Origin of the sequence: Undibacterium sp. GrIS 1.8, assembly GCF_040544445.1 — a bacterium.
Taxonomy (GTDB): Bacteria; Pseudomonadota; Gammaproteobacteria; order Burkholderiales; family Burkholderiaceae_D; genus Undibacterium.
The window spans coordinates 102,252-128,264 of sequence record NZ_JBEONQ010000008.1 but is presented as its reverse complement, the minus strand read 5'-3'; the positions used below and the strand labels follow the sequence as shown (position 1 = coordinate 128,264).

Genomic DNA, 26,013 nt, shown 5'->3' with positions numbered 1-26,013 from the left:
GCCTCGGCTATCGAACGCCGTTTGAGGTTTTTTATAATTTGGATATACTCCCACTAAAACTTACCTCCCGTTGCTCTTCGTAGCTGAATCCGCCTGCTGATTGTCCATATTATTATTGGACACCTTAAATATACATAGTGGGAGTATTAATTTACATCTTTATTAATATATCTATATCTATGCTCTGGGGAAGGTCTAGACCCGCCCCATCCAACGCGGGATTTTGACCGTAAATTCTGCCCCGCCTTGCAAGCGGTTTTCAGCACAAAGACTCCCGTTCATCGCCTGCACTATCGAGGATGAAATCGCCAGCCCCAGACCCAAGCCCTGCTCTGATGCTTTGGTGGTAAAAAACGGCTCAAACAAATGCTGTATCACCTGCTCTGGCAAACCCGTCCCGGTATCAATAATACGGATAATCGCGTCCTGCTCATCAGCCTCCAGCAAGACACTGACTTGTGTTGGTCCACGCTGACTATATTCAATCTCTTGCTGCCGCTGCATTTTTTGCACGACAGAATCCAAGGCATTGCGCATCAGATTAATCAGTACTTGCTCGATTCTGACTGCGTCACCCAGTACCAGCAAACCGGTTTGCGACGATAAGAGTAAAGCGACGTTTTGTCGCTCAAACTCACTTTGCATTAATAGCGCCGCTGCTTTTAATGACACGGCAAGGTCAACCTCAGCAACGGCCTCGGGACTTTTTCTGGCGAAACCTTTTAGCTGGCTGATAATCGCGCCCATTCTGGCACTGGCATCGCTGATATGTTGAAGATTCTCGTTGGCCTGCGGTACTTTGCCACGCGCCAGGAAGGTCATTGCATTATCAGCAAAGGCGCGGATAGCCGTCAGCGGTTGATTCAGCTCATGCGTCATGCCGGCGGCCATCTGCCCTAGCATCGCCAGCTTACCGGTTTGTACCATCTCGTCCTGGGTGGACCGCAGCAGATTTTCGGCATATTGCAACTTGCTGTACTTGGTCGCCAACTGCGCATTGGCATGGGTCAGTTCTTGCGTGCGTAGCGCGATGCGCTGCTCCAGATCATCGGCCGCTTGCTGTAAAGCGCTCTGCAACTCTTGCCGCGCTAGGTGTCTTTCATCCAGACGTCGCCGCCGCTGATGAAACACCGCTGCCGCAGTTGCGAGCAAAATCAGCAAAAGAAAAGCCACCAACGCGGCCTGAATACCGGCACGGCGGATGGTAGACTCCGATGGAAACAGCATCAATTGCCAGGACAAACGACCTATAGGGCGAGTGACGTAGTTACTTTGCACCTTACTTTGCACCTTACTTTTCACGTCACTCAGTTCATCACGAGAAGACTCACCAAGCTGACCAATATCAGCCCGCTCGGACTTGGGCAAACTGGCAAGTGAGGCAATTGGCTTGCCGCCATATTGCAGGGTCTGCGCAATCAATCTCTGCACATCGTCATTCAGCGTTTGCAAACTATGATATTGCCAAGCTGGACGATTGCTTAAAAAAATCACGCCATGCTGGTCGCTCAAGGCAATCGGTTCTTCACTGCTACGCCAGGCTTTTTCAAATTCGGTAAGACTAATCTTGACGGCGATGACACCAATGGGAGTGCGTTTAGGCGAACGATTGAGATTGTGAACAGCAGAGCGGATACGATCCAGCTTTTTGCCGGCCAGTTGATGGGTATTTTCATCCGCGTTTTTATCCGCGCTTTCACCCACATTGTCATCCCCATTACCATCTCCAAATACCGGCTGCGAGATAAAATATCCGGGGACGCTGGTAGTATTGCCGATCGCATAAAAATGTCCGGTACCGCCCTGTATTGCCTCTTTAAAATACGGGCGAAAACTAAAATTCTGCCCCATAAAACTTTGCGGCGTATCCCAATTGCTAGCAGCAATGGTGTTACCGTTTTTATCCATCAGATAAATCGCTGCAAGCTTGGATTGCTGTTGAATGTCTTTCAGCGCAGCATGAAATTGTGCCAGCTTCTGCGCATCGCCGGGCGTCGCCAGGATTTGTGAGGCCAAAGGTAGATAGGCTAATGCGTAAGGTAAGGTTTCGTAACGCTCAAGCACCGATTCCAGATCGAGGGAGATGATCTGCAAATGCCGGTCTCCGGCGGAGCGGATTTCTTCCCGCGCTTTGCCAGATGCCCACCAATATGCACCAAGGATAAACAGCACGGCACATATCAATAAGGCAAAGGCGACAACTACACTGCCAGATAGCAGCGTAGCTGGTTGATGCGAGTCAGATGTACGTCGCATTGGGATGAGTTGGCCTGATGAAATGTGACGATATAGTTTTAAGAGATTAACTTTAAAAGTTTAATCGACTACCGCCATTTTCAACTCATCCGTGTGGTGGCGTTGCTGCTCTTCCATCACCAGTTGGCCTAACTCACGTTTAAGCAGATTGAACTCGGCAGAAGACGGATCACGCAAACGTGGTAACTCCACCATCAGGTCGCGTTTGACCGTACCGGGACGATAAGTCATAACGACAATCCGATCCGCCAGATAAATCGCTTCTTCTATGCTATGCGTGACAAAAATAATCGTCTTTTTTAGCTCAGACCAGATGCGTAACAATTCATCTTGCAAATTACGGCGGGTCAAGGCATCCAGCGCACCGAATGGCTCATCCATCAACATGATGGGCGAATCTAATGCCAGTACGCGGGCAATCGCTACCCGCTGACGCATACCACCAGACAGGTCTTTAGGAAAACGGCTTTTAAAATCACTTAAGCCCAGCATCGCTAATAAATCTGAGACTTTTTTCTGGATTTCTGACTTACTGGCGCCTTTTATTTCTAGTCCAAATGCGATGTTTTTCTCTACCGTCATCCAAGGAAAAAGCGCGTACTCCTGGAATACCATGCCACGATCTGGCCCCGGCGCAGTGACTAACTTCCCTTCCGCTGTAATCGTCCCGCTGGTCGGCAAAGAGAAACCCGCTACCGCATTCAATAAAGTCGATTTGCCGCAACCCGATGGCCCCAACAAACACACAAATTGACCTTCTGGAATCTCTAATTGAATATCTTTGAGGGCGACCACCTCACGGTCACTAGTGGTGAAAATTTTATTCACCGCATTGACTTTGATCTGTACAGGATTTGGGCTTGTCATATTAATTCTCCAGACCACGGTGCCAGCGTAGCAAATGGTTATTCAGTTTGTTCATTGCCAGATCAATTGCCAGTCCTAACATACCGATGCTAATCATGCCGGCAATGATTTTGTCCGACCAGAAATATTCTCGCGCCTCCAAAATCCTAAAGCCAAGGCCATTATTAACCGCGATCATTTCTGACACGATCACAACGATAAAAGCGGTACCGATACCGATACGTACACCCGATAAAATATACGGCACAGCGGCAGGCAACATGACTCGTAAGAACAAGGTTGTTTGGCTCGCCCCCAGATTGCGCGCTGCACGGATATAAATACCGTCAACATGGCGTACGCCAGCAATCGTATTCATCAAAACAGGGAAAAATGCGCCGATCGCGATCAAAAAAATCGCTGGTGGATTACCCAGTCCAAACCATAAAATCGATAAAGGAATATAGGCAATCGGAGGGATAGGTCGCAGTACTTGCATTAAGGGATTCATCCAGGCATAGGCGCGCTGACTAGCACCCATCGCCAAACCTAACGGCAAGGCCAAACCAGCGCCGACCACAAAACCGACTACAACGCGGTACATACTGCCAATCGTATCGCGTATCAATTCACCCGATACCAACCAACCCAGACGCGACATCGTCGCCGGATCAAAGGCTTCCATAGGTGAGGCATACTCACACCACTTTTTTACCACAGCCCAAGGTGATGGCAGGACTTGTGGATTAACCCAACCCATTGTCGTGACCACATGCCAGAACAAAATTAAGACCGCAGGCACCACTAAGCCCGCGCCGATTTCACGCCATTTCTTCATATTGCTTCCTTATAGAGAAAATGCTGTCGATGAATGGCAAGCATCCATCGGAGACGATCATTGACGGCTAAGAGATACGGGCATTACTCCGGTTACCTTAGCCGTAACTATGTCAGCCTATTTGATATTAAGCGATTTTTTTGCAGCGTCGAGCAAATCGGTCTTGACCCAATCTTTGGCGACGGGTGGCTTTGCCATTTTGCCGACGCCATATTTTTGCATCAGATCCGTAGTAATCTGGATATGCTCTGGCGTGACATCGTAGGAATAAGGAGAATTGCCAATCGCGTTGACAAAATCTTCTTTTGTGATTTGTCCTTTGAAAATCGTTTCGCGGACATATTTTTCGGCCAGGTCTTTGTTATCGATAAAGGTTTTAGTCGCCTCTACAAAACAGCGCATAAATTTTTCTGCGAGTGGGCGGTTCTCTTTATAGAATTTTTCTGTCATGACCATCGTGCGTACTGGCTCACCAATTGGTGTGTCGTAAGGTTTGATCAGTTCTGCACCAAAACCTTTGTTAATTGCTTGCGCCGAATATGGTTCAGATTGCATGATGGCATCGACATTTTTACCAAGCAAAGCTTGATTCAAATCAGGAAAGCCAAGATAAATAATCTGCACATCTTTGCCCGGTTGATCAGAATAACTTAAGCCATTTTGCGACAACTCTGCCGCCAGCAAAATATCCTGAATACCACCACGGGTAACGCCGACTTTTTTACCCTTTAATTCTTTGACAGTTTTGATTCCTAAATCAGGACGTGTCACCAAACGTGCTCCGCCTTTGGCAAAGCCAGCAACGATATAGATAGGTGCACCGCTGGCTCTGGCAGAGATCACGGCTTCAGACGACACAGCGGCCACATCCAGTTCGCCAGCGATCACTGCTTGCATCGCATCGAGGCCTTTGGGGAATACTTTTTCATCGACTTTGATACCGCATTTTGGCGCGATCTCTTTGATATAAGACACTGCGCCGTAATGAGCAAATTTGAGATTGCCCAATCGCACAACATATTCTGCCTGAGCGGCGCCGGCGAATGCAGCAGAAATGGATAAAACGAGGGACGTGACGATAGCTTTTTTAAACATGATTGGTCTCCTGACTATTATTGATTTGTATAACGGGTATAGCAGACTTTGTGCCAGCTTCGATTATTTTGCAAGTCATTGATTTTTATCATCTTGGTCGGGCTGCTTACCCGGATTATTCTGACGAACCAGAATAATCCGGAGCTAAAACGAAAAAGTTTGCCGTTTTTCGCACGGACACAAATTGAATTCAATTTAGAACACAAACGCAAGATAGCTTATCAGGGCTTATTCTTTTTTGATGTTGTGGCGAGATCCTTGGCCTGATTGTGAAACTCACTAAGTTTCACCGGCCTCGCTCCCGCAGCTGCATCCAGGTTAGCATGCAAATGTTTTGCTTGTCCCACCCGTTGCGAGCGATAAATGCCGGTGTGTCCTGAGAACAAATAACTGACCACACAGGCAATCCCCGCATACACGCCAACCTCGGCACCAAACAGCTCCATCGCCATTAAAGTAGAAGCAATCGGCGTATTCGCAGCACCGGCAAATACCGCGACAAAACCAACGCCTGCCAATAAAGGGAAAGGCATATTCAGTAGTGGCGCAAGCGCATTTCCCAACGTAGCACCGATATAAAACAGTGGTGTAACCTCGCCCCCCTTAAAGCCAGTTCCCAGCGACACAATGGTAAATAGCATCTTGGCAGCAAAATCATAAGACGCTAAAGGATGCTGAAAAGCCTCTACGATAGTGGGAATACCCAAGCCTATATAACGATCTACCCTGCTATCGCTACCCAACAACCAGAACGCAGCAGCGACCACTACACCACCAATAAAAGGTCGCAGCGGCGCGTAGTGAATCAGCCGCTTCATCAAGGCACTTAGACTATGGGTTGCATCTGCAAATATTTTCCCGGCCAATCCAAACAGTATTCCTGCGATTAGCATCGCGACCAATCCCCAGGCGGATATAGCGGGGATAAAAGGAATCGCATAATGCGTATGGTGTATGTCCAACAGCGGCCCCCAAAGCAAACCTACTTGGTCAGCCACGATGGCCGCCACCAGACAAGGCAAAATCGCGTCGTATCGCAAGCGACCAATCGCCAACACTTCTAATCCAAAAATCGCACCTGCTAAAGGCGTCCCAAATACCGAAGCGAAACCTGCGCTGATGCCTGCCATTAAAATAATCCGGCGGTCTTCGTGTTTAAGTTTGAATAGCTGTGTTAATTGATCCGCCAGAGCGCCGCCCATTTGTACCGCCGTACCCTCGCGCCCGACAGAGGCGCCAAACAAATGTGACACTACTGTGCCAGCTAGTACCAACGGTGCCATACGCAATGGAATCAATTTTTTAGGATCGTGGATTTCATCGATCAAGAGATTATTACCAGCCTCTACCTGCTGCCCCAATTTGAGATACAGCCAACCTACAACAAAACCAGCCACAGGCAATAAAGCAATCAGCCAGTGATGTGTTAGCCGGGTGTTGGTCGCCCACTCTAGCGCGAACAGAAAAAAAGCAGATGCCGTCCCTGCCAGCGCCGCCACTGCGGTGGCCAATAAAATCCATTTGACCATGTAAGGCACGATCGCCAGTTGCTCAATCGGCCGAGATGAATTAATACTTTGAAGAGATTTCGGAGGTCTGGTTTGTTTTGAGGTTTTCATGCGAATCCTGTTATATCTTTATCTTGGACTATAAGACAAAACCGGATCAATTGAAAATCGCTATGTTGACTATGCGCCTACACCTTCCCAATTGATCAGGGACAAATGTAGGCATCATTAGCACTAGGGTATGTTGACCTAGAGCGGTTAGCGAAAAAATGCAGGAGGAATGCCATCTCCGAGCGTGAATTCTAACGCATCATTTCTACTATGTCTTGGCAATCGGCACTGAGGACGCTGATCGCGTGGTTGAGCAAGGATTTCAGTACCACGACAAAGTTCACTACTCATCAACCATGCTTAACGCAAGAACTTACCATCCTTAGCTATCATCGTCAGTTCAACAAATTCGCTACCGCTATGATCTTGCTCTGAGTAGCCCAGCATGACACCACCGACGTCGAAATGATGCATCGCCTCCAGAGCATGGATCAGACTTTCGCGCGTCGGATTGCGCCCCGCGCGTCGTAAGCCTTCTACTATGACTTTCGCAGCGACAAAACCTTCCATTGCTGCATAAGATGGGTTGACGCCTTGTGCAATCGCAATCGTTTTGAACTCCTGCCCCAATACGCTGGAGGATAAATTCGGTGCTGGCATGATTTGCGACACCATAATTCCAGTGCCTGCTTTACCTAAATTATCTACAAAGGATTGTGATGAATTATTGGATAAGGTCATGATTTGTATCGCACTACCTTGAGCCCTTATGGCTTTAATTAAATCGGCACTAGTGGCAGCAGACCCGACGAGAATCAAGGCCTTTGCTTTACTTTGAGTCACCACAGCCACAGCGGCGGCGATATCCGGTTTGGCACGATCGTATTTTGCGACCACGGCGGGAGTCAGATTGTATTTCGCCATTGCCTGATTAAAACCGACCAGTCCATCATTGCCAAAACTATCGTCGACATGCAATACACCGATCTCTTTAATGCCCACCGTATTAAATTGCTCGACACCTCGCGTGACTTCATCCCTATATTTGGCGCGGACATTAAAGAGATAATGGTTAATTGGCGCATGAAATGAAGTTGCCCCCGTGCTTGGCGCAATCAAGGGGATTTTATTCTCGGCCAATAGCGGCAGCAAGGCCTCGGTATGTGGCGTACCACGGGAGAGGAATAAGGCAAATACATGCTCTTTCTTAATGAGTATCTCAGCATTACTCGCGGCAAGCGCTGGCTCAAACTTATCATCGAGTGTGCGGACTTCAATCTTCCGTCCGTTCACGCCACCATTTTTATTGATGTAAGCAAAATAAGCATTTGCGCCTGCATTCATCTCTTTAACGGGCCCCGCAATTTGCCCTGTCAAACCAACCGTCTGCCCCAGCAAAATCGTGCTCTCACTTACGCCATCTTCGGCATAGGCAAAACCGCCAGCACCCAGCGTTGAGGACACCAAAGCCAGGGATGCGCAGAGCCTGGCCGAAAAATACCATGTAGATCGCAGCATATTTGTCTCCTGTTATGAAAAAAAATTTCCTCGACATGAGTGAAATGAACTCTCTTTTTTATATTTTATTTTTTGTGTTTAAGTGTAATTAGCTAGGTTTGAGTTTTTTGACACATCTCTTTGAATTCAAACACTCACGCTGCCTTACACAATATTAGGCAATATTGAGCAGCAATCAAACCCCGCAATACACCGCTAGGATTAAACAGGACAAAACCATGTCCAACATCGGTAATACTACGCATCGGTGTTTAATCTTAGGCAACTACATCGTACTATTTGGGATTTTTACAAGTTGTACGAAGGGTTTGCCGCCCTATTCCAGAATTGGAACAAGCAGAACGCTCGATCAGGTAAAATGCTAGCCTGATTAGTGCACCCGAATTTCGCTCTAAATGTTGCTGCATCCATAATTTATCTGAAAATTAAATCTCATCCATGCTCGATAATCTGACCCAACGCCTTGCCAAAGTGGTGAAAACCATGCGCGGCGAAGCTCGTTTAACTGAATCCAATACCGCCGAGATGTTGCGCGAAGTACGTATGGCTTTACTGGAGGCCGACGTTGCCTTGCCTGCGGTGCGTGATTTAATCGCCCGCGTCAAAGAAAAAGCCTTGGGCGAAGAGGTCATCAGTTCGCTCACGCCGGGCCAGGCGCTGGTCAGCGTGGTGCAAAAGGAATTAGCCAGCTTAATGGGTGCCGATCTCGGCCCCGAAGCCTATCAACTCAGCTTTGCGACCCAACCTCCGGCAATTATCTTGATGGCAGGTTTGCAAGGTGCAGGTAAAACAACCACAGTCGGTAAGCTCGCCAAATATTTACGCGAGCAAAAAAAGAAAAAAGTTTTAACCGTCTCTGCCGACGTGTATCGCCCGGCTGCGATTGGTCAGCTACAAACTGTGACTGCGCAAGTAGGCGCTGACTTCTTCCCGACGCTGCCGACCGACAAGCCAGTTGATATCGCTTTAGCTGCGCTGGATTTTGCAAAAAAGCATTACCACGACGTGCTGATTATTGATACAGCCGGTCGCCTAGGTATTGATGAAGCAATGATGCAAGAAATCTCCGCGATACATGCTGCGGTCAAACCGATAGAAACCCTGTTTGTCGTCGATGCCATGCTCGGGCAAGATGCGGTCAACACGGCAAAAGCCTTTAATGACGCATTGCCCTTAACCGGTATCGTGCTGACCAAACTAGATGGCGATTCGCGCGGTGGTGCTGCATTGTCGGTACGTCATATCACTGGTAAACCAATTAAATTTGCGGGTGTGGCGGAAAAACTAGATGGCTTAGAAGCCTTCGATCCAGTCCGCATGGCAAACCGTATTTTGGGCATGGGTGATATTCTTGCCCTGGTCGAATCCGCTCAAAAAGGCATGGACGTCGCAGCAGCACAAGATCTGGCGCACAAGATCAAAGGTGGCGGTAAGTTTGATATGAATGACTTCAAGCTACAGCTATCGCAAATGAAAAAGATGGGCGGCTTGTCCAATTTGATGGACAAACTGCCTGCGCAAATGCAGCAAGCTGCGAGTGGCGCGAATATGGATCAGGCAGAAAAAAGTGTGCGTCGCATGGAAGGCATGATCAATTCCATGACGCCAAGAGAAAGAGCAAAACCAGATCTGATCAAAGCATCGCGCAAACGCCGGATTGCAATGGGTGCAGGCGTCCAGATTCAAGAAGTCAACCGCATGCTCGCCCAATTTGAACAAATGCAAAGCATGATGAAGAAGCTGCAAGGCGGCGGTATGATGAAGATGATGCGCAGCATGAAGGGCATGATGCCAGGCAAATCAAGATAAACGCAGAGGCAATACTAGCGCTCTATGGTGCCCTATGGCGCCCTTTGCTAGCCCCGACACAAACAGTAACACCGCAAGACTACAGACCGAATACCGCCCTGAAAATATGTAAATTTAAGGCGTGATTCGGTTTTTTTCACTCTACAGCACTGCACTCTGCTAATTACGACACATTTTATACAAAAAGCCACAAAAAACACTTGCATCACTCTGCAAAGCGCACCACTATTAGCGATGCGTGAAACGGCGCATTTTCCAAGATACTTGTGAAGGAGCCTCAATATGGCAACAGCAGCAAAAAAACCAGTGGCAAAAAAACCAGCAGCGCCAGCAGCAGCGGCGAAAAAGCCAGCGGCAGTTAAAAAAGTAGCAGCACCTAAGGCCGCACCAGCAGCTAAAGTGGCTAAAGCAGCTAAGGCAGACGCACCTGCACGTAAGCCAAATGCAGCATTTATGAAACCAATGACGATCTCGCCAACTTTGGCAGCAGTCATCGGCGCAGCGCCGATTCCTCGTACTGAAGTCACTAAAAAAGTATGGGAATACATCAAGAAGCACAAGCTGCAAGATGACGCAAACAAACGCAACATCAATGCAGATGACAAATTGAAAGCTGTCTTCGGCGGCAAAGCTCAAGTCTCTATGTTTGAAATGACAAAGCTGATTTCCGGTCACCTGTCTTAATTTGACCGCAGTCGTTTTGGGCGACTTATTGGCGTATTGCAGGCTTCATCGCAATCCCAATCCCAAACAAAAAAGCCCGCATCGCGCGGGCTTTTTTGTTTTTAATTAGAAAATACTCGGGTAGGGTATTTTCTAATTGTCCATATAATGCTTGGACAATCAGACATATTTTTAAAAAATAATGGGGAGTATATTCAATCCATCCCTTTCGAGCCTGATCTCTGCTACGTAGATTGATCGCCTACAAATTGCCACAAGTTACTGGCACCGCGGCCAACTCATTGCCAATGATTTCTCCTGGTTTTCTGTGCAATATGCAGTAAGTCCCATATGGCGTAATAACTTTGGTGACTGGGCGACCATCGCCTAGGAGCACACGCTCTTCGTGATAGCCCTCTCTTTGCGTGGTCGCTGCTGCTGCGATTTTTTGCCCCAGCTTACTCATCGGAGATGCAGATGGTTTTAGGGTAACGCGATCACGGGCTTCAAAATCGGTTTTTAATCCCTTGGTGATGTTAGTTATATCGGTGTTGAGGCCTTTATCAACCATCGCCTGACTTGCTGGTGTTGTGGGCCTTGCTTGGCTCTCAGTCGCTATCATTGGTGTGTTGACAGGTGCATTAGTTGTTTTGGTCTTAGCGATCTTCTCGTTTTTGATGACAGTAACCGAGGATGCGATTATTTTTTGCTCATGATGTTTTAGTACACTCTCTCGCGCATTGAGAGCTGGCTTACTCTCTGACTCATTCACATCTTTTTTCTGAGGCACCACTAATGCATTGCCAGGAATCAGAACTACAAAAAGTGCAGATGATGGCTCGTTCGCTTTTTTATAAACCGTCGTGTCCGTCCATGCAAAAAATAAAGCACCATGGATTGCGGCAACCAATAGTAAGTAGGGCCAGCGCAGTGGTTTTGTAAGATTTAAATCCAAAGCGCCTCCTTTATAAATTACCGCAATTAACCACCCTGGAAATTTCTCGCGCAATGATTGTGCTGCCACCGGCTGCATTAGCGGCGATCACGCAATAGGTACCGCTGGGTGTAATCATTTTAGTGATATGAGTACCGTCTGGCATCACAAAATTCTGTGCGGTGGTGTCTCGCGGTCTCGCTGCCGCTGCCACATTATTTGCAAAAGCAATGAAAGAAGATGCGGCGGGCCTGGCAGGGAATTGGGTGGGACGTTGCTCTGCTAACAGATCCTTACTGATCTTACGTACATCTAAATTAAGCTTAGTCTCTGAGCTGATCGCCGGATTAGTAGTCGACGTAATCGGCGTATTCGGCGTATTCGCCAGACTTTCGTCTGTGATCGGTATGGAAATATTTTGCGATGCTAATGGCTTCGCTAAATCTTTTTTAGATGGATTATTTTTTGGGTCAATCGGTAATATGGGCTTAATCTGGCGGGAAGTCGCTACCGGTGGTAGTTGCTTTAAGAGCGGAAGAGGTGTGGGCTGGAGCAGTAATTGAATTACCAGCTCCGTCAATGCTGGCTTTTTTTCATGCCGTGATTCTGCTTTTGGCCACAAAAAAAGAAAGGCAATATGCACTCCGATAATGACTAAAAACCACGTCCAGCGTACCGGATTTTTTTCATTTAAACGCAATGCTTCACCTTTTTTTAGTCCAATTTTATTCCAGCTCCATACTTGTCTGACTTCTTTTTTAGTGTTTAGTTGCGTCTTTTTTGTATTCCCAATTCTTCCAATTGGCTAATACCGCATTCGGATATTCCGAGCGTCCACGGCTACCGTTATAGCGCCCTAAAGCAAGATATAAATTGCCTGCTTCCATATCGATATACAAGCGCAAAATCGAGCAACCATAGCGTAGATTGGTTTGCATCTGGAATAGCTTTTGTGCGTCACCGTCACCAATCGTCTTCGACCAAAACGGCATGACCTGCATAAAGCCGCGAGCGCCGACCACCGATGTCGCGTATTTACGAAAAGCGGATTCGACCTGGATCAGTCCTAGCACCATCGCTGGTTCTAGCCCTGCGCGTTTGGATTCGTACCATATCGCCTCCAGCAATTCTTGCCTTGTCTTCGCGTCAGGAATCCTGCGCTTAAGGCGGTCGGACATCTCGCCCAACCACAGCAAATAATCGATGCGCTCATTGATATTGTCGAAACTGGGTTTGGGCGGGCGCGAATCGGTAACGGCTTTGGACAAAGCTAGCCGTACCGAATCTGCCATCGCTTCTTCTTTCTGATTGCCAGCCATTACCGGACCGGCAGTCAGAAAAGCACACAGACCAAACGCACTAAGCAAGCGACTCAAAAAACCAGATTTTCTATGAAAATTACCGATTTTTACGGGAGTATCATTAAAAACTGGCTTATTAAGCAGGAAAGATATGGACCTTATAAAATACTCCATCCTTGTATCTTATTTCCCTTGAATCTTAGATTGGATAAACGCAGGCATCTCAGCAACAGGTAATTCGATCGCCTCTGCATCCCGACGACCTTTATATTCCAGCTTGCCCTCTTTCAGACCACGGTCACCAATCACGACACGGTGCGGCACGCCGATCAACTCCCAATCAGCGAACATCGCACCCGGGCGCTCGCCGCGGTCATCAAACATGACATCAACGCCCGCATCCAGCAAGGCTTGGTATAGCTTTTCTGCTTCTGCTTTGACGGCTTCACTTTTATCCATGCCCATCGGGCAAAGTACGACTTCAAAAGGTGACAGTGCCAGCGGCCAGACTATGCCTTTTTCATCAAAATTTTGCTCAATCGCTGCACCCAAAATCCGGGTCACGCCGATGCCGTAAGAACCCATTTGTAAAAACTGCGGTTTACCGTTTTCATCTAAGAAAGTGGCTTTCATGTCTTGCGAATAACGCGTACCTAGTTGAAACACATGACCAACTTCAATCCCACGCTGGATCGCTAATACACCTTTACCATCTGGGGAGGGATCACCAGCAACCACGTTACGCAAATCAGCGACCAAAGACTCTGGCAAATCACGTTCCCAATTCACGCCGGTGTAATGGAAGTCTTCTTCATTTGCGCCGCACACAAAATCCCCCATCATGGCGACGGTACGATCTGCCACAATGTTGACGGGTAATTTAGTGTTGATAGGTCCGAGATAGCCTGGCTTGGTTCCGAAATGCTCCACAATTTCATCTTCTGTGGCAAAGCGATAATTGGCTAAACCGGCGACTTTATTAGCTTTGATTTCATTCAAATCGTGATCGCCACGCAGTAATAATAGCCAGACTTGTTTAGTGATTTTTTCTTTTTCTTCTGTCTCGACTGTCAGCACAATCGATTTAACCGTGCGCTCCAGCGGGATATTCAACAGAGCTGCGACGTCTTCACACTTGGCCTTGCCTGGTGTCGCCGTTTTAGTCAGGACTTGTGTTGCAGCCTGACGTTGCGTGAACAAAGATACGGCCTCGGCAGCTTCCATATTCGCTGCGTAATCGGAGGTCGGGCAATATACCAAAGCGTCTTCGCCGGTCTCTGCAATAACGTGGAACTCATGCGAGCCAGATCCGCCAATCGCGCCGTTATCCGCAGCCACGGCGCGGAACTCTAAGCCAAAGCGATTGAATACTCTGACATAAGCGTCATACATCGCCTGATAGGATTTTTTCATGCCTTCGACATCACGATCAAAAGAGTAAGCGTCTTTCATCGTAAATTCACGACCACGCATCAAACCAAAACGGGGGCGACGTTCATCACGAAACTTGGTTTGGATATGATAAAAATTCAGCGGCAGCTGACGATAGGATTTGATGTCAGCGCGGGCGACGTCCGTCATTACTTCCTCCGACGTCGGCTGGATTACGAAGTCACGACCGTGCCGGTCTTTGACGCGCATCAGCTCCGGCCCCATTTTGTCCCAACGGCCAGTCTCTTGCCACAGCTCTGCCGGTTGCACCACGGGCATTAACATTTCAATCGCACCAGCACGATTCATCTCTTCGCGGACGATCGCTTCGACTTTGCGGATCACACGCAAACCCATCGGCATATAGTTATAAATACCGGAACCAAGACGTTTAATCATCCCGGCACGCATCATCAGTTTATGGCTGACGATTTCAGCATCGGCAGGAGCTTCTTTTAAAGTGGAAATAAAAAATCGTGTAGCGCGCATGACAATGATTCTTTTCAAAAATTGAGGGTTATAATCGACTCAATTTTAAAGGATTAGCTGACTAATGCGCCCACTGTTTACCAATTTGATGATGGAAAAACGCTTGATAGGTGTGAAATAAACCTGAAATCAGCGTTAGATCGATATGACATCGACGTGATATCCACAGAGTGACGACTTGAAGTGAAAAAAATGACGTTTTTATAAAATCAAAACGGGCAATTTTTTCTGTGTATTTACAAGCACTTTGTTGATTGGTGTCATAACAATTCCAATGACAAATTGGGTAACAGAACGTTTAGTGGCAGAAAGTTTCGAGGTAAGATCATGCTAGATCGTGAAGGCTTCCGGCCTAACGTAGGCATTATATTGCTCAACGCCAACAACGAAGTTTGGTGGGGCAAACGGGTGCGAGAGCACTCCTGGCAGTTTCCGCAAGGCGGTATCAAATACGGAGAATCACCCGAGCAAGCGATGTTTCGCGAGCTGGAAGAAGAGACCGGTTTGTTGCCTGAGCATGTCAAAGTCATCGGTCGTACCCGCGACTGGCTGCGCTATGAGGTGCCCGATCATTTCATCAAACGTGAAATCCGTGGACATTACCGTGGGCAAAAACAAATCTGGTTTTTGCTACGGATGCTGGGGCGCGATTGTGACGTTAACCTGCGTGCCAGCAATCATCCTGAGTTTGATGCCTGGCGCTGGCACGAGTATTGGGTGCCGCTGGACGTAGTGATTGAATTTAAACGGGGCGTTTATCAATTGGCTCTGCAGGAATTGTCGCGCTTTGTTCATCGTACTGAGCGCTTGGGGACTGCGCGCCAGGCTAATGGTCCGGCCAAGCTACAAGCCGGGTTGGATACAGATACAGACGCAGAGAAAAGTGAGATCGAAATCGCTCCGGCAATAGTAGAGCTACCTGCTGCGCAAGATAAACCTGAGTGACTATGATGATGGCGCAAAAGATGACACAAACAACGACGCGAAAAATAACTTCACGCACTATGATCAAAAACCCGATGTTAGGTTTGATATTGATGGCTAGCTTGCTTGCACCTTTGCATGCGCAACCCATGGACGACGAGGATGCAGAGAAGGAGTGGAAAGAAGTTGCCTTGCAACTTCCTGAAGCGCCTCAAGCCACGAATCTGCTGCCATTTTATAACAGTGATAATCAGGCGTTTTCTGTCGATGCTAAATCGCTGACGATTACCAGCGATGGCATCGTCAGGTACACACTGGTATCGATCAGCAGTTCTGGTGCGAAGAATGTCAGTTACGAGGGAATTCGCTGCAGCACTTACGAGAAAAAACTGTACGCATTCGGGCGCGCAGATGGCAGTTGGTCACGTTCTCGCCGTAATCAATGGGATAGCATTCAAGCATTGGCCGCGAACAAACAACATTCGACTTTATTCACGGATTATTTTTGCGAGGGCAACACCATTGCAGGAAAAGCGCCGGCAATGCTAGAACGGCTGAAAAAACGGCAACCACTAAAGCCGCTTTAACTACTGAAGTCTAGCTTGCCAGTCGCTGTATAGCAGCAATGGTCAACGCAGCATTTGCAAACAGCTATAACATTTTTTGAGAACACGACAATTAGGTCAAGAAAATATACTCATCACTAGTATATTTAATCGTCCATAGAATCATTGGGCAATAGAGCAATTTTCAAAAAAATGAGGGGGAGTATATCAATACACCCCCTCATTTTTTTCATTTTATTTTAAGTATCCGAAGAAATAGCGCCAGCAACGTACTAACATCCACCTCCCCGTTTTACTTGATTCGCTTTCAGCTGAAACCAGATTAAACCGAGATTTTCCATTAGGATTTGAGTTGATGACGGATGGACTTTTCGAGGCAGTTTTGATGTGAGTTTTTTCTAACTAAGGCATTCATGGCGAGCCATAAGCAACGAAGAACGTCAAAAATGACCGAAAAGGCGCCGTCAGCACTCAGATAGCACCTCTGGTGCGCGTAATGGAAAATCTTGGTTAAAGCAACACCATGTTGTCTCTATGGATCAATTCTGGCTCTTCCACAAAACCAAGAATTTGTGCAATCTCGGTGGACGGGTGGCGCTTAATCCGGCGCGCTTCTGTGCTGGTGTAATTGCTGAGTCCGCGGGCAATTGCCTGCCCTGCTTCGTTATAGCAAGTGACTACGGCACCTCGACCAAACTCACCTTTGACATCCAACACGCCGATAGGCAATAAGGATTTACCTTCACGGCTCAATTTTTGAACTGCGCCAGCGTCTAATATCAATTGTCCAGCGGTTTGCAAATGATCTGCCATCCATTGCTTACGTGCTGCCAACGGCGCCATCTGAGAAATTAATTGCGTACCAATCGCTTCACCCTGAGCCAGACGAACCAGAACATTCTCTTCACGCCCCCAAGCAATCACCGTATGCGCACCAGAACTAGCGCCGCGTTTGGCCGCCAGGATTTTAGTCAGCATACCGCCGCTTCCTAAGCTAGAACCAGCGCCGCCAGCCATGGCCTCCAACGCGGGATCGCCCGCTTTAGCTTCATGCACAAATTGCGCATCGGGATGTTTGCGCGGATCGGCAGTGTACAAACCTTTTTGATCCGTCAGAATAATCAGCGCGTCACCTTCAATCAAGTTCGCTACCAATGCGCCCAAAGTGTCATTGTCGCCAAACTTGATTTCATCAGTAACGACCGTATCGTTTTCGTTAATGATGGAGACGATGCCAAAACGCAGCAGCGTAAATAAGGTGGAGCGCGCATTCAGATAACGTTCGCGGTCAGCCAAGTCGGCGTGCGTCAGCAAAATCTGGGCGGTACCTATGCCATGTGCGCGAAAACTACTTTCGTAAATTTGCGCGAGCCCCATCTGGCCGACTGCGGCACAGGCTTGTAATTCGTGAATGCCGGTCGGGCGCTTATCAAATCCCAGGCGCTGACGACCCTCAGCAATCGCACCGGAACTGACCAGCACAACCTCTTTGCCCATCTGTCGCAATTCTGCAATTTGCGCGGCCCACTTTTGTATCGCTTGATGGTCTAGTCCCTTACCATCGTTGGTCACTAGAGAAGAGCCGACTTTGATGATAAGCCGCTTGGCTTGCTGGATGACAGAATGCATAGGTGTGCGCTACGAACAAAACTGTATGGAGAACGTCGCTGCGAGTGCAGCGACGACTGGGGATGAAGCTCAGCTGAAGTTCAACTGAAACTCAATTGAAATTCAGTTGAAACTCAATTGAAATTCAGTTGAAACTCAATCAAGCACTTTAAAGCGAGGATCGTCAGGATCGATCGATAAAATACCCTGCGCTTCTTCTTTCATCTGAGTCTCTTGCGAACGCTGTTCTTGCATGCGTTTTTCAGCAAGATAGGCGTAAATTTCAGTGACTAAATCTTCACAGCCTTCACGATTTAAGGCGGAAATCTCAAATACCGGACCTTTCCAGCCAAAACGTTTTACAAAGTCTTTAACTTTCTTTTTACGCTCTTCTTCGTTCAGCATATCGAGCTTATTCAACACCAACCAGCGTGGCTTCTCGTATAAAGATTCGTCGTATTTACGCAGTTCTTTGATCAGCGCTTTTGCATCTTTGACCGGATCAACGCTGTCATCAAATGGTGCCAGATCAACGATATGCAGCAGCAAACCTGTGCGTTGTAAATGCTTTAAAAATTGGATACCTAGGCCAGCGCCATCCGCAGCGCCTTCGATCAAACCAGGGATATCGGCAATCACAAAACTTTTTTCGTGGCTGACACGAACCATACCCAAATTAGGATGCAATGTCGTGAACGGATAATCAGCGATCTTAGGCCGTGCGTTCGATACTGCGGTAATAAACGTGGATTTACCGGCATTTGGCAAGCCGAGCAAACCAACGTCAGCCAGCACTTTCAGCTCTAAACGCAATTCACGACGTTCGCCTTCTTTGCCGTCGCCACGTTGACGCGGCGCACGATTGGTCGACGATTTAAAGTGAATATTCCCCCAGCCACCCTCGCCGCCTTTGACCAATACAACTTGCTGCTCATGCTCGGTTAAATCAGCAATCAATTCATCCGTATTTCGATCAATAATCAAGGTACCGACTGGCATACGTAGCAAAATGTCGTCTGCACCTTTACCATAGCAATCTGCACCACGACCGTTTTCCCCATCGCGCGCTTTGTGTAATTTTGCGTAGCGAAAATCAACTAATGTGTTGATGTTGCGATCAGCTACCGCAATAATGCTGCCACCTTTACCGCCATCACCGCCATCAGGGCCGCCAAATGGGCGGAATTTTTCACGACAGAAGGAGGCGACACCATTTCCGCCATCACCAGCAATTACTTCAATTCGTGCTTCGTCGATAAATTTCATTTGTTTCACCTATAAATTCGGCGCGCTTCGTTATAAATTAACTATTAATTCAATATCAATAGCGAATGCGCCTTAATCCTCTACCCTTGTCAAAAAGAGTAGCAGGAACTGTGGCTTGATGCTTAAAACCTGCCATTAAAACAAGCAATGCAAGACCACTTACTAAAAAGAGCTTGTATAAATCTTTGTGTAAACCGTGTTTAAAATACCGACAACAGATTTATACAGGATCTTTTGAAACTAAAAAGGCTCCACCAACGGCAGAGCCTTTTTCGTCAGGCTTACGCCTTATTGTACTGTCTGTAACGAGCTATTACGCTGCTACAACAATCGCGTATTGGTGCTGAGCTGCACCTTTGATTGCAAACTGTACTTTACCGTTGATCAATGCGAACAAAGTATGATCTTTGCCCATACCAACATTTTCACCCGGGTGAACGCGTGTACCGCGTTGACGAATGATGATACCGCCAGCATTGATAGTTTGGCCGCCGTAAACTTTAACGCCTAAGCGTTTTGACTCTGAGTCACGGCCGTTGCGCGTGGTGCCGCCGCCTTTTTTGTGTGCCATTTATTAGCTCCTTTGGATTCTGATTAAATCAAACGGGATTAGCCGTTGATAGAAACGATTTGCAGTTCTGTGTAATTTTGGCGATGGCCTTGACGCTTTTGGTAGTGCTTACGACGACGCATTTTGAAAATACGCACTTTGTCGTGGCGACCTTGCGAAATTACCGTAGCCAGCACCGTAGCACCTGCGACCAAGGGAGCACCAAATTTAATGGTGTCACCAGCGCCCAATGCGAGCACTTGATCAATGGTGATTTCGGAGCCAATGTCTGCAGGTATCTGTTCTACTTTAAGTTTTTCACCAGCGACAACTTTATATTGTTTGCCACCGGTTTTTATGACCGCGTACATGTGAAACCTCATCAAATGATATTAATAATCGATTTTTTTATTCCCCGAATAAACCAAAAATGAAGCTTATAAATCGGGAAAACCTCCAATTATACATAGACTTAGCTCCGACGTCAAAACTTTCCTCAAATTGTCGCTGAGACGAATAAGCGCAGGCAATTCTTACAAATCAACATCCAAATAAGAGTCTGCCTCAGCAAGTCATTGCAAGAATAAGTCTCATAGTGTTTCGGCCTGACGCGAAATCATCTTGGCATCGTATAATCTATGCTTATCTTACGTACTCACACGCATTTTTTAGCAGGTACCGCCTTGTCTGCCACAACATCACCTCAAATAAGTATCACAGAATCCATCGCAACCGACATGGCTGCGGTTAATCAGGTGATTCGAAATAAGCTTCACTCCGAAGTACCTTTAGTCAATCAGATTGCTGAATATATTATCAATGCTGGCGGCAAAAGAATACGCCCGGTGTTGGTATTATTGGTTGCTAACGCCCATCAATATCGAGGCACTCAGCACCACGAACTAGCTGCAATTATTGAATTTATTCATACGGCAACCTTGTTGCACGATGACGTAGTTGATGAATCCTCTTTGCGTCGCGGGCGAAAAACTGCAAATGCCATGTTTGGTAACGCCGCATCAGTGTTGGTTGGCGACTTCTTGTATTCCCGCGCTTTCCAAATGATGGTTTCAATTAATAGTATGCAAATCATGCAAATTCTGGCGGATGCAACTAATGTGATCGCAGAGGGTGAAGTATTACAGCTACTTAATATGCATGACCCCGATGTAAATGAGGAGCGCTATCTGCAGGTAATTCGCTCAAAAACCGCAAAATTATTTGAAGCAGCAGCACAAGTAGGCGCATTAATTTCTGGTGCCGACGCGATGCAAATTGAGGCTGCCGCAGAATATGGCCGCTCACTTGGAACAGCATTTCAGTTAATTGATGATGTACTGGATTACTCTGGTAACGCGGCAGATATAGGAAAAAACGTAGGCGACGATCTAAGAGAGGGAAAACCAACACTGCCCCTAATTTACTTAATGAAAAATGGTACTGACGAAGAAAAAAACCTTGTCCGCAGCTGCATAGAACAAGGAGATGAATCCAAGTTTAATGTGATACTCGAAGCAATAACTAAATCAGGGGCACTTGACTACACTCGTGCAAAAGCGATAAAGGCCGCGGATCGAGCAATTGAGTCAATTCAGCATCTCCAAGACAGTCGATACAAAGATGCATTATTGGCTCTCTGTAAATTTTCGGTTGATAGAAATCATTAATTCTTTACTGATTTGAAGACTCTGATCTAGGTGATTTAGGGTGGTTTACATTAAGTAGTTGTGCTTATTTATACTATTTTAAGCAAAATGCATTAAACAAATGATGTGCACTCCTTTACAAAAGAGGTGCTTGGTTGCATTATCTTAAAGCAACGATAACATTGATCAATTTACGCAAGAGCCCTATGTGAGATCTTATGTCAGCAGTTCTACCGAATACGACTCCAGCCCTACCAACCTCAGGACTTGCCAGAGCGCTAATCCAAGGTAATGTTTTGCCAGCATCACAAATAGACGACATTCAAAAAAAATCTCAGTTAGAAAAAAAACCGTTCGTCGACAGCTTGTTGCAAAGCGGCTTGATCAACGCAAGAGATCTTGCTGCATTTTGCTCTGAGACATTTGGCTATCCTTTAGTTGACCTAAGTGTTTTTAACGAAGCAACCTTACCTGAAAAAATTGTTGACTCAAAACTGATGCAGACACAGCGCATCATTGCGCTAGCAAAACGTGGCAACAAAATTTCCTTAGCTGTTTCCGATCCAACTAATGCGTCAGCTCAAGATCAAATTAAATTTCAGACTGGCTTAGGGATAGAAATTGTAGTTGTACAACACGATGTACTACTTAAGTTATTAGAGAAACTCGGTAAGACTTCTGAGCAAAGCCTGAGCGATATAGCTGGCGACGACTACGATATTGAGTTTAAAGAAGAGGATATTAATTCAGCAGCGTCTGATGCACAGGCGGCAGAAGTTGATGATGCTCCGATAGTTAGATTTTTACAAAAGATGTTAATCGATGCGATCAATATGGGTGCATCCGATTTACATTTTGAACCTTTCGAAAAATTTTTTCGTATCAGATTTCGGGTTGACGGCGAGTTGCGTGAGATAGCCCAGCCGCCAATCGCTATTAAAGATAAATTAGTTTCACGTATCAAAGTTATCTCTAAATTAGATATCTCTGAAAAACGCGTACCGCAAGATGGTCGAATGAAATTAGTTTTATCAGCGTCTAAGGCGATTGATTTTCGGGTAAGCACATTGCCGACACTATTTGGCGAAAAAATAGTTATGCGTATTTTGGATGGATCTCAAGCGCAAATGGGTATTGATGCGCTAGGCTACGATCCTGATCAAAAAGAGATTCTGATGAATGCCATACAACGTCCGTACGGCATGGTATTAGTGACAGGGCCAACCGGCTCAGGCAAAACCGTTTCTTTGTATACATGCCTTAACGTCATTAATAAGCCGGGCATCAATATTTCAACCGCTGAAGATCCTGCTGAAATTAATTTACCTGGCGTCAATCAAGTTAATATTAATGATAGGGCAGGCTTGACGTTTCCTGTTGCTTTAAAGTCATTTTTACGACAAGATCCCGATGTCATTATGGTTGGTGAAATTCGCGATTTAGAAACTGCCGATATCGCCATCAAAGCAGCGCAAACCGGTCATATGGTTTTCTCAACCTTGCATACTAATGATGCTCCGTCTACGTTGACTCGCCTGATGAATATGGGCGTAGCACCGTTTAATATTGCCTCATCGGTCATTTTGATAACGGCTCAACGGTTAGCTCGACGCCTTTGTACCTGTAAAAAACCTGCTGATGTGTTAGACGAAGTTCTTCTGCAGGCAGGATTTAAGGATGAAGAGCTAGATGGGACCTGGAAACCTTATCACCCGGTAGGTTGCGAGCGCTGCAGTGGTAGCGGCTACAAAGGTCGTGTTGGCATTTATCAAATTATGCCAATCACAGAGGCAATTGAACGAATTATCTTGGCGAACGGAACGTCATTAGAGATTGAAAAGCAATCCGAAAAAGAAGGTGTAAGAAGTCTCAGAAAATCTGGATTGCAAAAAGTTAAGCAAGGACTGACTAGCTTGGAAGAAATCCTTGGTTGTACAAACGAATAATAGGATAGCAATATGGCTACCGCACCAAAAGCATCACCTAAAACATCACAAATTAAAGAATATTTATACGCCTGGGAAGGTAAAGATAAATTTGGTAAAACTGTGCGCGGAGAATTACGTGCTGGAGGTGAAGCGATAGTCAACGCGACGCTAAGACGCCAAGGTGTTTTAGTAAGCAAGGTTAAGAAAAAAAGCTATACATCAGGTAAAAAGATTACGGATAAAGACATAACCTTATTTACTCGCCAATTAGCAACCATGATGCGGGCTGGTGTACCTCTACTACAGTCGTTTGATATCGTCGCTAAGGGAAACGAAAACCCGTCGGTATCTAAACTATTGCAAGATATTAGAGGAGACGTAGAAACAGGCACAAGCTTAAGTCAGGCATTCCGTAAATTCCCTTTATATTTTGATCCTCTATTTTGTAACTTAGTTGGTGCTGGTGAGCAAGCAGGTATTTTGGAAGATCTACTGACTAGATTGGCAATTTATAAAGAAAAAACTCTGGCAATTAAAGCGAAGATTAAATCTGCACTAACTTATCCAATAGCTATTCTGTCCGTGGCTTTCATTGTTACAGCAGTGATTATGATTTGGGTAGTTCCAGCATTCAAGGACGTGTTTAAAAGTTTTGGTGCAGAACTTCCAGCGCCAACTTTGATCGTTATGGGTATCTCCGACTTCTTCGTAAGAAATTGGTATTTGATATTTGGGGGTATATTTGGAGGCCTATATTTTTTCTTTCAATCATGGCAACGTTCGTTAAAAATGCAACGTGCTATGGACAAATTACTTCTTCAAGCACCTATATTTGGTGCTGTGATCAGAAAAGCGACCATCGCGCGATGGACTCGCACTCTATCGACAATGTTTGCAGCAGGGGTACCCCTAGTTGAATCATTAGACTCGGTAGGTGGTGCTGCTGGAAATGCAGTTTATTTAGATGCCACAATCAAGATACAAACTGAAGTAAGCACAGGTACTAGCCTTACCGTTGCAATGCAAAACTCCAACGTTTTCCCAAACATGGTTACACAAATGGTTTCTATTGGCGAGGAATCCGGCTCGCTAGATCAAATGCTAGGTAAAGTCGCTGATTTTTATGAAGAAGAAGTAGATGAGGCAGTAGCTAATCTATCAAGTTTGATGGAGCCACTGATTATGGTGATACTTGGTGTCATCATTGGTGGCTTGGTTATTGCGATGTATCTACCAATTTTCAAGTTGGGATCAGTCGTTTAATGTGGGAATTAATTTTTTTTACCGTGCCAGAAAATTGGATAAGCGCTAGCACAATCGGGATTATTAGCTTGTTAGTTGGTAGCTTCCTCAATGTTGTAATTCATCGAGTTCCAAAGATGATGCAGCGTGAATCTGACAATTACGTGGCCAGTGAGAAAGGGGAAGCACTGCCTCATACAGATCGCTATAATTTAATGGTACCGCGCTCTGCATGCCCTCATTGCGGACATCAAATTACCGCAGTAGAAAATATCCCCGTCATTAGCTACATAATGATCGGTGGTAAATGCGCAGGTTGCAAAGCACCAATTTCTATCCGTTATCCAATAGTAGAATTACTAACTGCCGCGATATCCGCTTTGTTGATCTGGCATTTTGGCAGTGGGCTTGCAGGACTGGGAGCAGTGTTATTTGGCTGGTTTCTAATTGCCATGACATTTATAGATGCCGATACTCAATTATTGCCTGACGATCTAACGCTACCATTACTTTGGTGCGGTCTCTTAATTAACGTGAATGCCAGCTTCGTACCACTTACTGATGCAGTGATCGGTGCGGTTGCTGGATACTTAAGTCTATGGTCAATCTACTGGTTGTTTAAGCTAGCTACTGGAAAAGATGGCATGGGTTATGGAGATTTCAAACTACTCGCAGCGCTTGGCGCGTGGATGGGTTGGAGCATGCTACCTGTGATTGTGTTGCTCTCCTCGGCCGTCGGTGCTGTAGTTGGTATTAGCATGATCGTTTCTAAAAAAATGGGTAGAAATAATCCCATTCCATTCGGCCCTTATTTGGCAGGAGCGGGTTTAATTGCGCTAGTTTGGGGGAAAACGCTGTCTCAGCACTATTTGGGATTACTAGGCTAATGCATGCAACAAACGCCTTTACCTTAGGTCTGACGGGAGGTATTGGGAGTGGTAAAACTACTATTGCCAATATGTTCGCAGAGCTCGGCGCAAGTCTGGTTGATACTGACCTAATCGCCCATGAACTTACTGCAGCCAATGGAATAGCTATTGAACCGATCCAAAATGAATTTGGTGCAGAGTTTATTCAACCTGATGGAGCAATGGATCGAGCAAAAATGCGCGAATGCGTATTTGCCGATCCAGCAAAGAAATTACAACTTGAGAATATTCTTCACCCGTTAATACGTCAAGAAACAAATCGAGCGGCAAAAAACGTAAATGGCGCTTACACTATATTTGTTGTTCCCCTATTGGTCGAATCTAGCAATTGGAGACAAAAAGTCACCCGAATATTAGTAGTCGACTGCCAGGAAGAAACTCAAATTAGTCGTGTTATGGCAAGAAATCGATTGAGTCAAGAGCAAGTACTAGCCATCATGCGCGCTCAAGTCAGTAGAGAACAAAGACTTGAAGCCGCCGACGATATTATTTTTAATGAGGGCGATTTAACGCAGATTCATGAGCAGGTTATAAAGTTGCACAGTCAATATCTGCAATTAGCCAAATCATCCTTGATTAATCTCGAGGAAAATGACTAATAATCATCATACAACG

Annotated in this window: 23 protein-coding genes and 1 riboswitch; of the genes, 9 read left to right on the top strand and 14 right to left on the bottom strand. The window is 46.3% G+C overall.

Translation table 11 applies throughout. The annotated features are described in order from the left end of the window. Nucleotides 1-195 precede the first annotated feature (195 nt). From AAKU64_RS05850 to AAKU64_RS05825, 6 genes are all read right to left on the bottom strand, one after another. On the bottom strand, nt 196-2,256 hold the full coding sequence (locus AAKU64_RS05850; protein ID WP_354361758.1) for a sensor histidine kinase: 2,061 nt from the start codon (nt 2,254-2,256) through the stop codon (nt 196-198). 60 nt (nt 2,257-2,316) lie between these two features. Continuing rightward, complete coding sequence (locus AAKU64_RS05845) at nt 2,317-3,123, bottom strand: ABC transporter ATP-binding protein (protein WP_354361756.1); 807 nt, start codon at nt 3,121-3,123, stop codon at nt 2,317-2,319. A 1-nt stretch (nt 3,124) separates the two neighbouring features. Further along, nucleotides 3,125-3,940: an ABC transporter permease gene (locus tag AAKU64_RS05840; RefSeq protein WP_322121448.1), complete on the bottom strand. Its 816-nt coding sequence runs from the start codon at nt 3,938-3,940 to the stop codon at nt 3,125-3,127. A 117-nt stretch (nt 3,941-4,057) separates the two neighbouring features. After that, nucleotides 4,058-5,035 carry an ABC transporter substrate-binding protein gene (locus AAKU64_RS05835; protein ID WP_354361754.1) on the bottom strand — a complete coding sequence of 326 codons (978 nt, stop codon included), beginning with the start codon at nt 5,033-5,035 and terminating at the stop codon, nt 4,058-4,060. Nucleotides 5,036-5,256: 221 nt separating this feature from the next. Continuing rightward, on the bottom strand, nt 5,257-6,564 hold the full coding sequence (locus AAKU64_RS05830; protein WP_354361766.1) for a voltage-gated chloride channel family protein: 1,308 nt from the start codon (nt 6,562-6,564) through the stop codon (nt 5,257-5,259). Nucleotides 6,565-6,755: 191 nt separating this feature from the next. Further along, nucleotides 6,756-6,843: riboswitch (Fluoride riboswitch) on the bottom strand. A gap of 111 nt (nt 6,844-6,954) precedes the next feature. After that, nucleotides 6,955-8,112, bottom strand: coding sequence for an ABC transporter substrate-binding protein (locus AAKU64_RS05825; RefSeq protein WP_354333965.1), 1,158 nt, complete (start codon nt 8,110-8,112; stop codon nt 6,955-6,957). A gap of 438 nt (nt 8,113-8,550) precedes the next feature. Between AAKU64_RS05825 and ffh the strand changes: the two genes are divergently transcribed. Next, nucleotides 8,551-9,921, top strand: a complete 1,371-nt coding sequence (ffh, locus tag AAKU64_RS05820; RefSeq protein ID WP_354361752.1) for a signal recognition particle protein — start codon at nt 8,551-8,553, stop codon at nt 9,919-9,921. Nucleotides 9,922-10,203: 282 nt separating this feature from the next. After that, on the top strand, nt 10,204-10,605 hold the full coding sequence (locus tag AAKU64_RS05815) for an SWIB/MDM2 domain-containing protein (RefSeq protein WP_354361751.1): 402 nt from the start codon (nt 10,204-10,206) through the stop codon (nt 10,603-10,605). A 241-nt stretch (nt 10,606-10,846) separates the two neighbouring features. On the opposite strand, the gene AAKU64_RS05810 is transcribed toward AAKU64_RS05815, so the two are convergent. The 4 genes from AAKU64_RS05810 to AAKU64_RS05795 form a co-directional block, all read right to left on the bottom strand. Next, the gene (locus AAKU64_RS05810; RefSeq protein ID WP_354361749.1) at nt 10,847-11,539 is read right to left on the bottom strand and encodes a hypothetical protein; all 693 of its coding nucleotides are present in this window, start codon (nt 11,537-11,539) and stop codon (nt 10,847-10,849) included. Between the two features lie 10 nt (nt 11,540-11,549). Beyond that, nucleotides 11,550-12,218 carry a hypothetical protein gene (locus AAKU64_RS05805; protein ID WP_354361747.1) on the bottom strand — a complete coding sequence of 223 codons (669 nt, stop codon included), beginning with the start codon at nt 12,216-12,218 and terminating at the stop codon, nt 11,550-11,552. A 58-nt stretch (nt 12,219-12,276) separates the two neighbouring features. Next, nucleotides 12,277-12,837, bottom strand: a complete 561-nt coding sequence (locus tag AAKU64_RS05800; protein ID WP_354361764.1) for a lytic transglycosylase domain-containing protein — start codon at nt 12,835-12,837, stop codon at nt 12,277-12,279. 165 nt (nt 12,838-13,002) lie between these two features. Further along, on the bottom strand, nt 13,003-14,739 hold the full coding sequence (locus tag AAKU64_RS05795; RefSeq protein ID WP_354361745.1) for a proline--tRNA ligase: 1,737 nt from the start codon (nt 14,737-14,739) through the stop codon (nt 13,003-13,005). A 327-nt stretch (nt 14,740-15,066) separates the two neighbouring features. Here AAKU64_RS05795 and AAKU64_RS05790 point away from each other — a divergent pair, with 327 nt between their 5' ends. Next, a complete protein-coding gene (locus AAKU64_RS05790; protein ID WP_354361743.1) occupies nt 15,067-15,684 on the top strand; it encodes an RNA pyrophosphohydrolase in 618 nt (205 codons plus the stop codon). A gap of 2 nt (nt 15,685-15,686) precedes the next feature. Next, nucleotides 15,687-16,250, top strand: a complete 564-nt coding sequence (locus AAKU64_RS05785; RefSeq protein WP_354361742.1) for a CNP1-like family protein — start codon at nt 15,687-15,689, stop codon at nt 16,248-16,250. 489 nt (nt 16,251-16,739) lie between these two features. On the opposite strand, the gene proB is transcribed toward AAKU64_RS05785, so the two are convergent. The 4 genes from proB to rplU form a co-directional block, all read right to left on the bottom strand. Beyond that, a complete protein-coding gene (gene proB, locus AAKU64_RS05780; protein ID WP_354333979.1) occupies nt 16,740-17,858 on the bottom strand; it encodes a glutamate 5-kinase in 1,119 nt (372 codons plus the stop codon). Nucleotides 17,859-17,993: 135 nt separating this feature from the next. Then, nucleotides 17,994-19,103, bottom strand: coding sequence for a GTPase ObgE (obgE, locus tag AAKU64_RS05775; protein WP_322121438.1), 1,110 nt, complete (start codon nt 19,101-19,103; stop codon nt 17,994-17,996). A 313-nt stretch (nt 19,104-19,416) separates the two neighbouring features. Continuing rightward, entirely contained in the window at nt 19,417-19,674 is a 258-nt protein-coding gene (gene rpmA, locus AAKU64_RS05770) for a 50S ribosomal protein L27 (protein ID WP_322121437.1), read from the bottom strand. 38 nt (nt 19,675-19,712) lie between these two features. Next, nucleotides 19,713-20,024 carry a 50S ribosomal protein L21 gene (gene rplU, locus AAKU64_RS05765; protein ID WP_262835192.1) on the bottom strand — a complete coding sequence of 104 codons (312 nt, stop codon included), beginning with the start codon at nt 20,022-20,024 and terminating at the stop codon, nt 19,713-19,715. Between the two features lie 366 nt (nt 20,025-20,390). Between rplU and ispB the strand changes: the two genes are divergently transcribed. The 5 genes from ispB (at nt 20,391) to coaE (ending at nt 25,997) form a co-directional block, all read left to right on the top strand. After that, nucleotides 20,391-21,320, top strand: coding sequence for an octaprenyl diphosphate synthase (ispB, locus tag AAKU64_RS05760; RefSeq protein ID WP_503012691.1), 930 nt, complete (start codon nt 20,391-20,393; stop codon nt 21,318-21,320). 197 nt (nt 21,321-21,517) lie between these two features. Continuing rightward, complete coding sequence (pilB, locus tag AAKU64_RS05755; protein ID WP_354361738.1) at nt 21,518-23,245, top strand: type IV-A pilus assembly ATPase PilB; 1,728 nt, start codon at nt 21,518-21,520, stop codon at nt 23,243-23,245. 12 nt (nt 23,246-23,257) lie between these two features. Continuing rightward, nucleotides 23,258-24,490 (top strand): type II secretion system F family protein, encoded by a 1,233-nt coding sequence (locus tag AAKU64_RS05750; RefSeq protein WP_354361736.1) that lies wholly within the window; start codon nt 23,258-23,260, stop codon nt 24,488-24,490. After that, a complete protein-coding gene (locus AAKU64_RS05745) occupies nt 24,490-25,356 on the top strand; it encodes a prepilin peptidase (RefSeq protein ID WP_354361734.1) in 867 nt (288 codons plus the stop codon). The genes AAKU64_RS05750 and AAKU64_RS05745 overlap by 1 nt, the downstream gene beginning before the upstream one ends. Beyond that, complete coding sequence (coaE, locus tag AAKU64_RS05740; RefSeq protein ID WP_354361732.1) at nt 25,356-25,997, top strand: dephospho-CoA kinase; 642 nt, start codon at nt 25,356-25,358, stop codon at nt 25,995-25,997. The genes AAKU64_RS05745 and coaE overlap by 1 nt, the downstream gene beginning before the upstream one ends. The last annotated feature ends 16 nt before the right edge of the window (nt 25,998-26,013 follow it).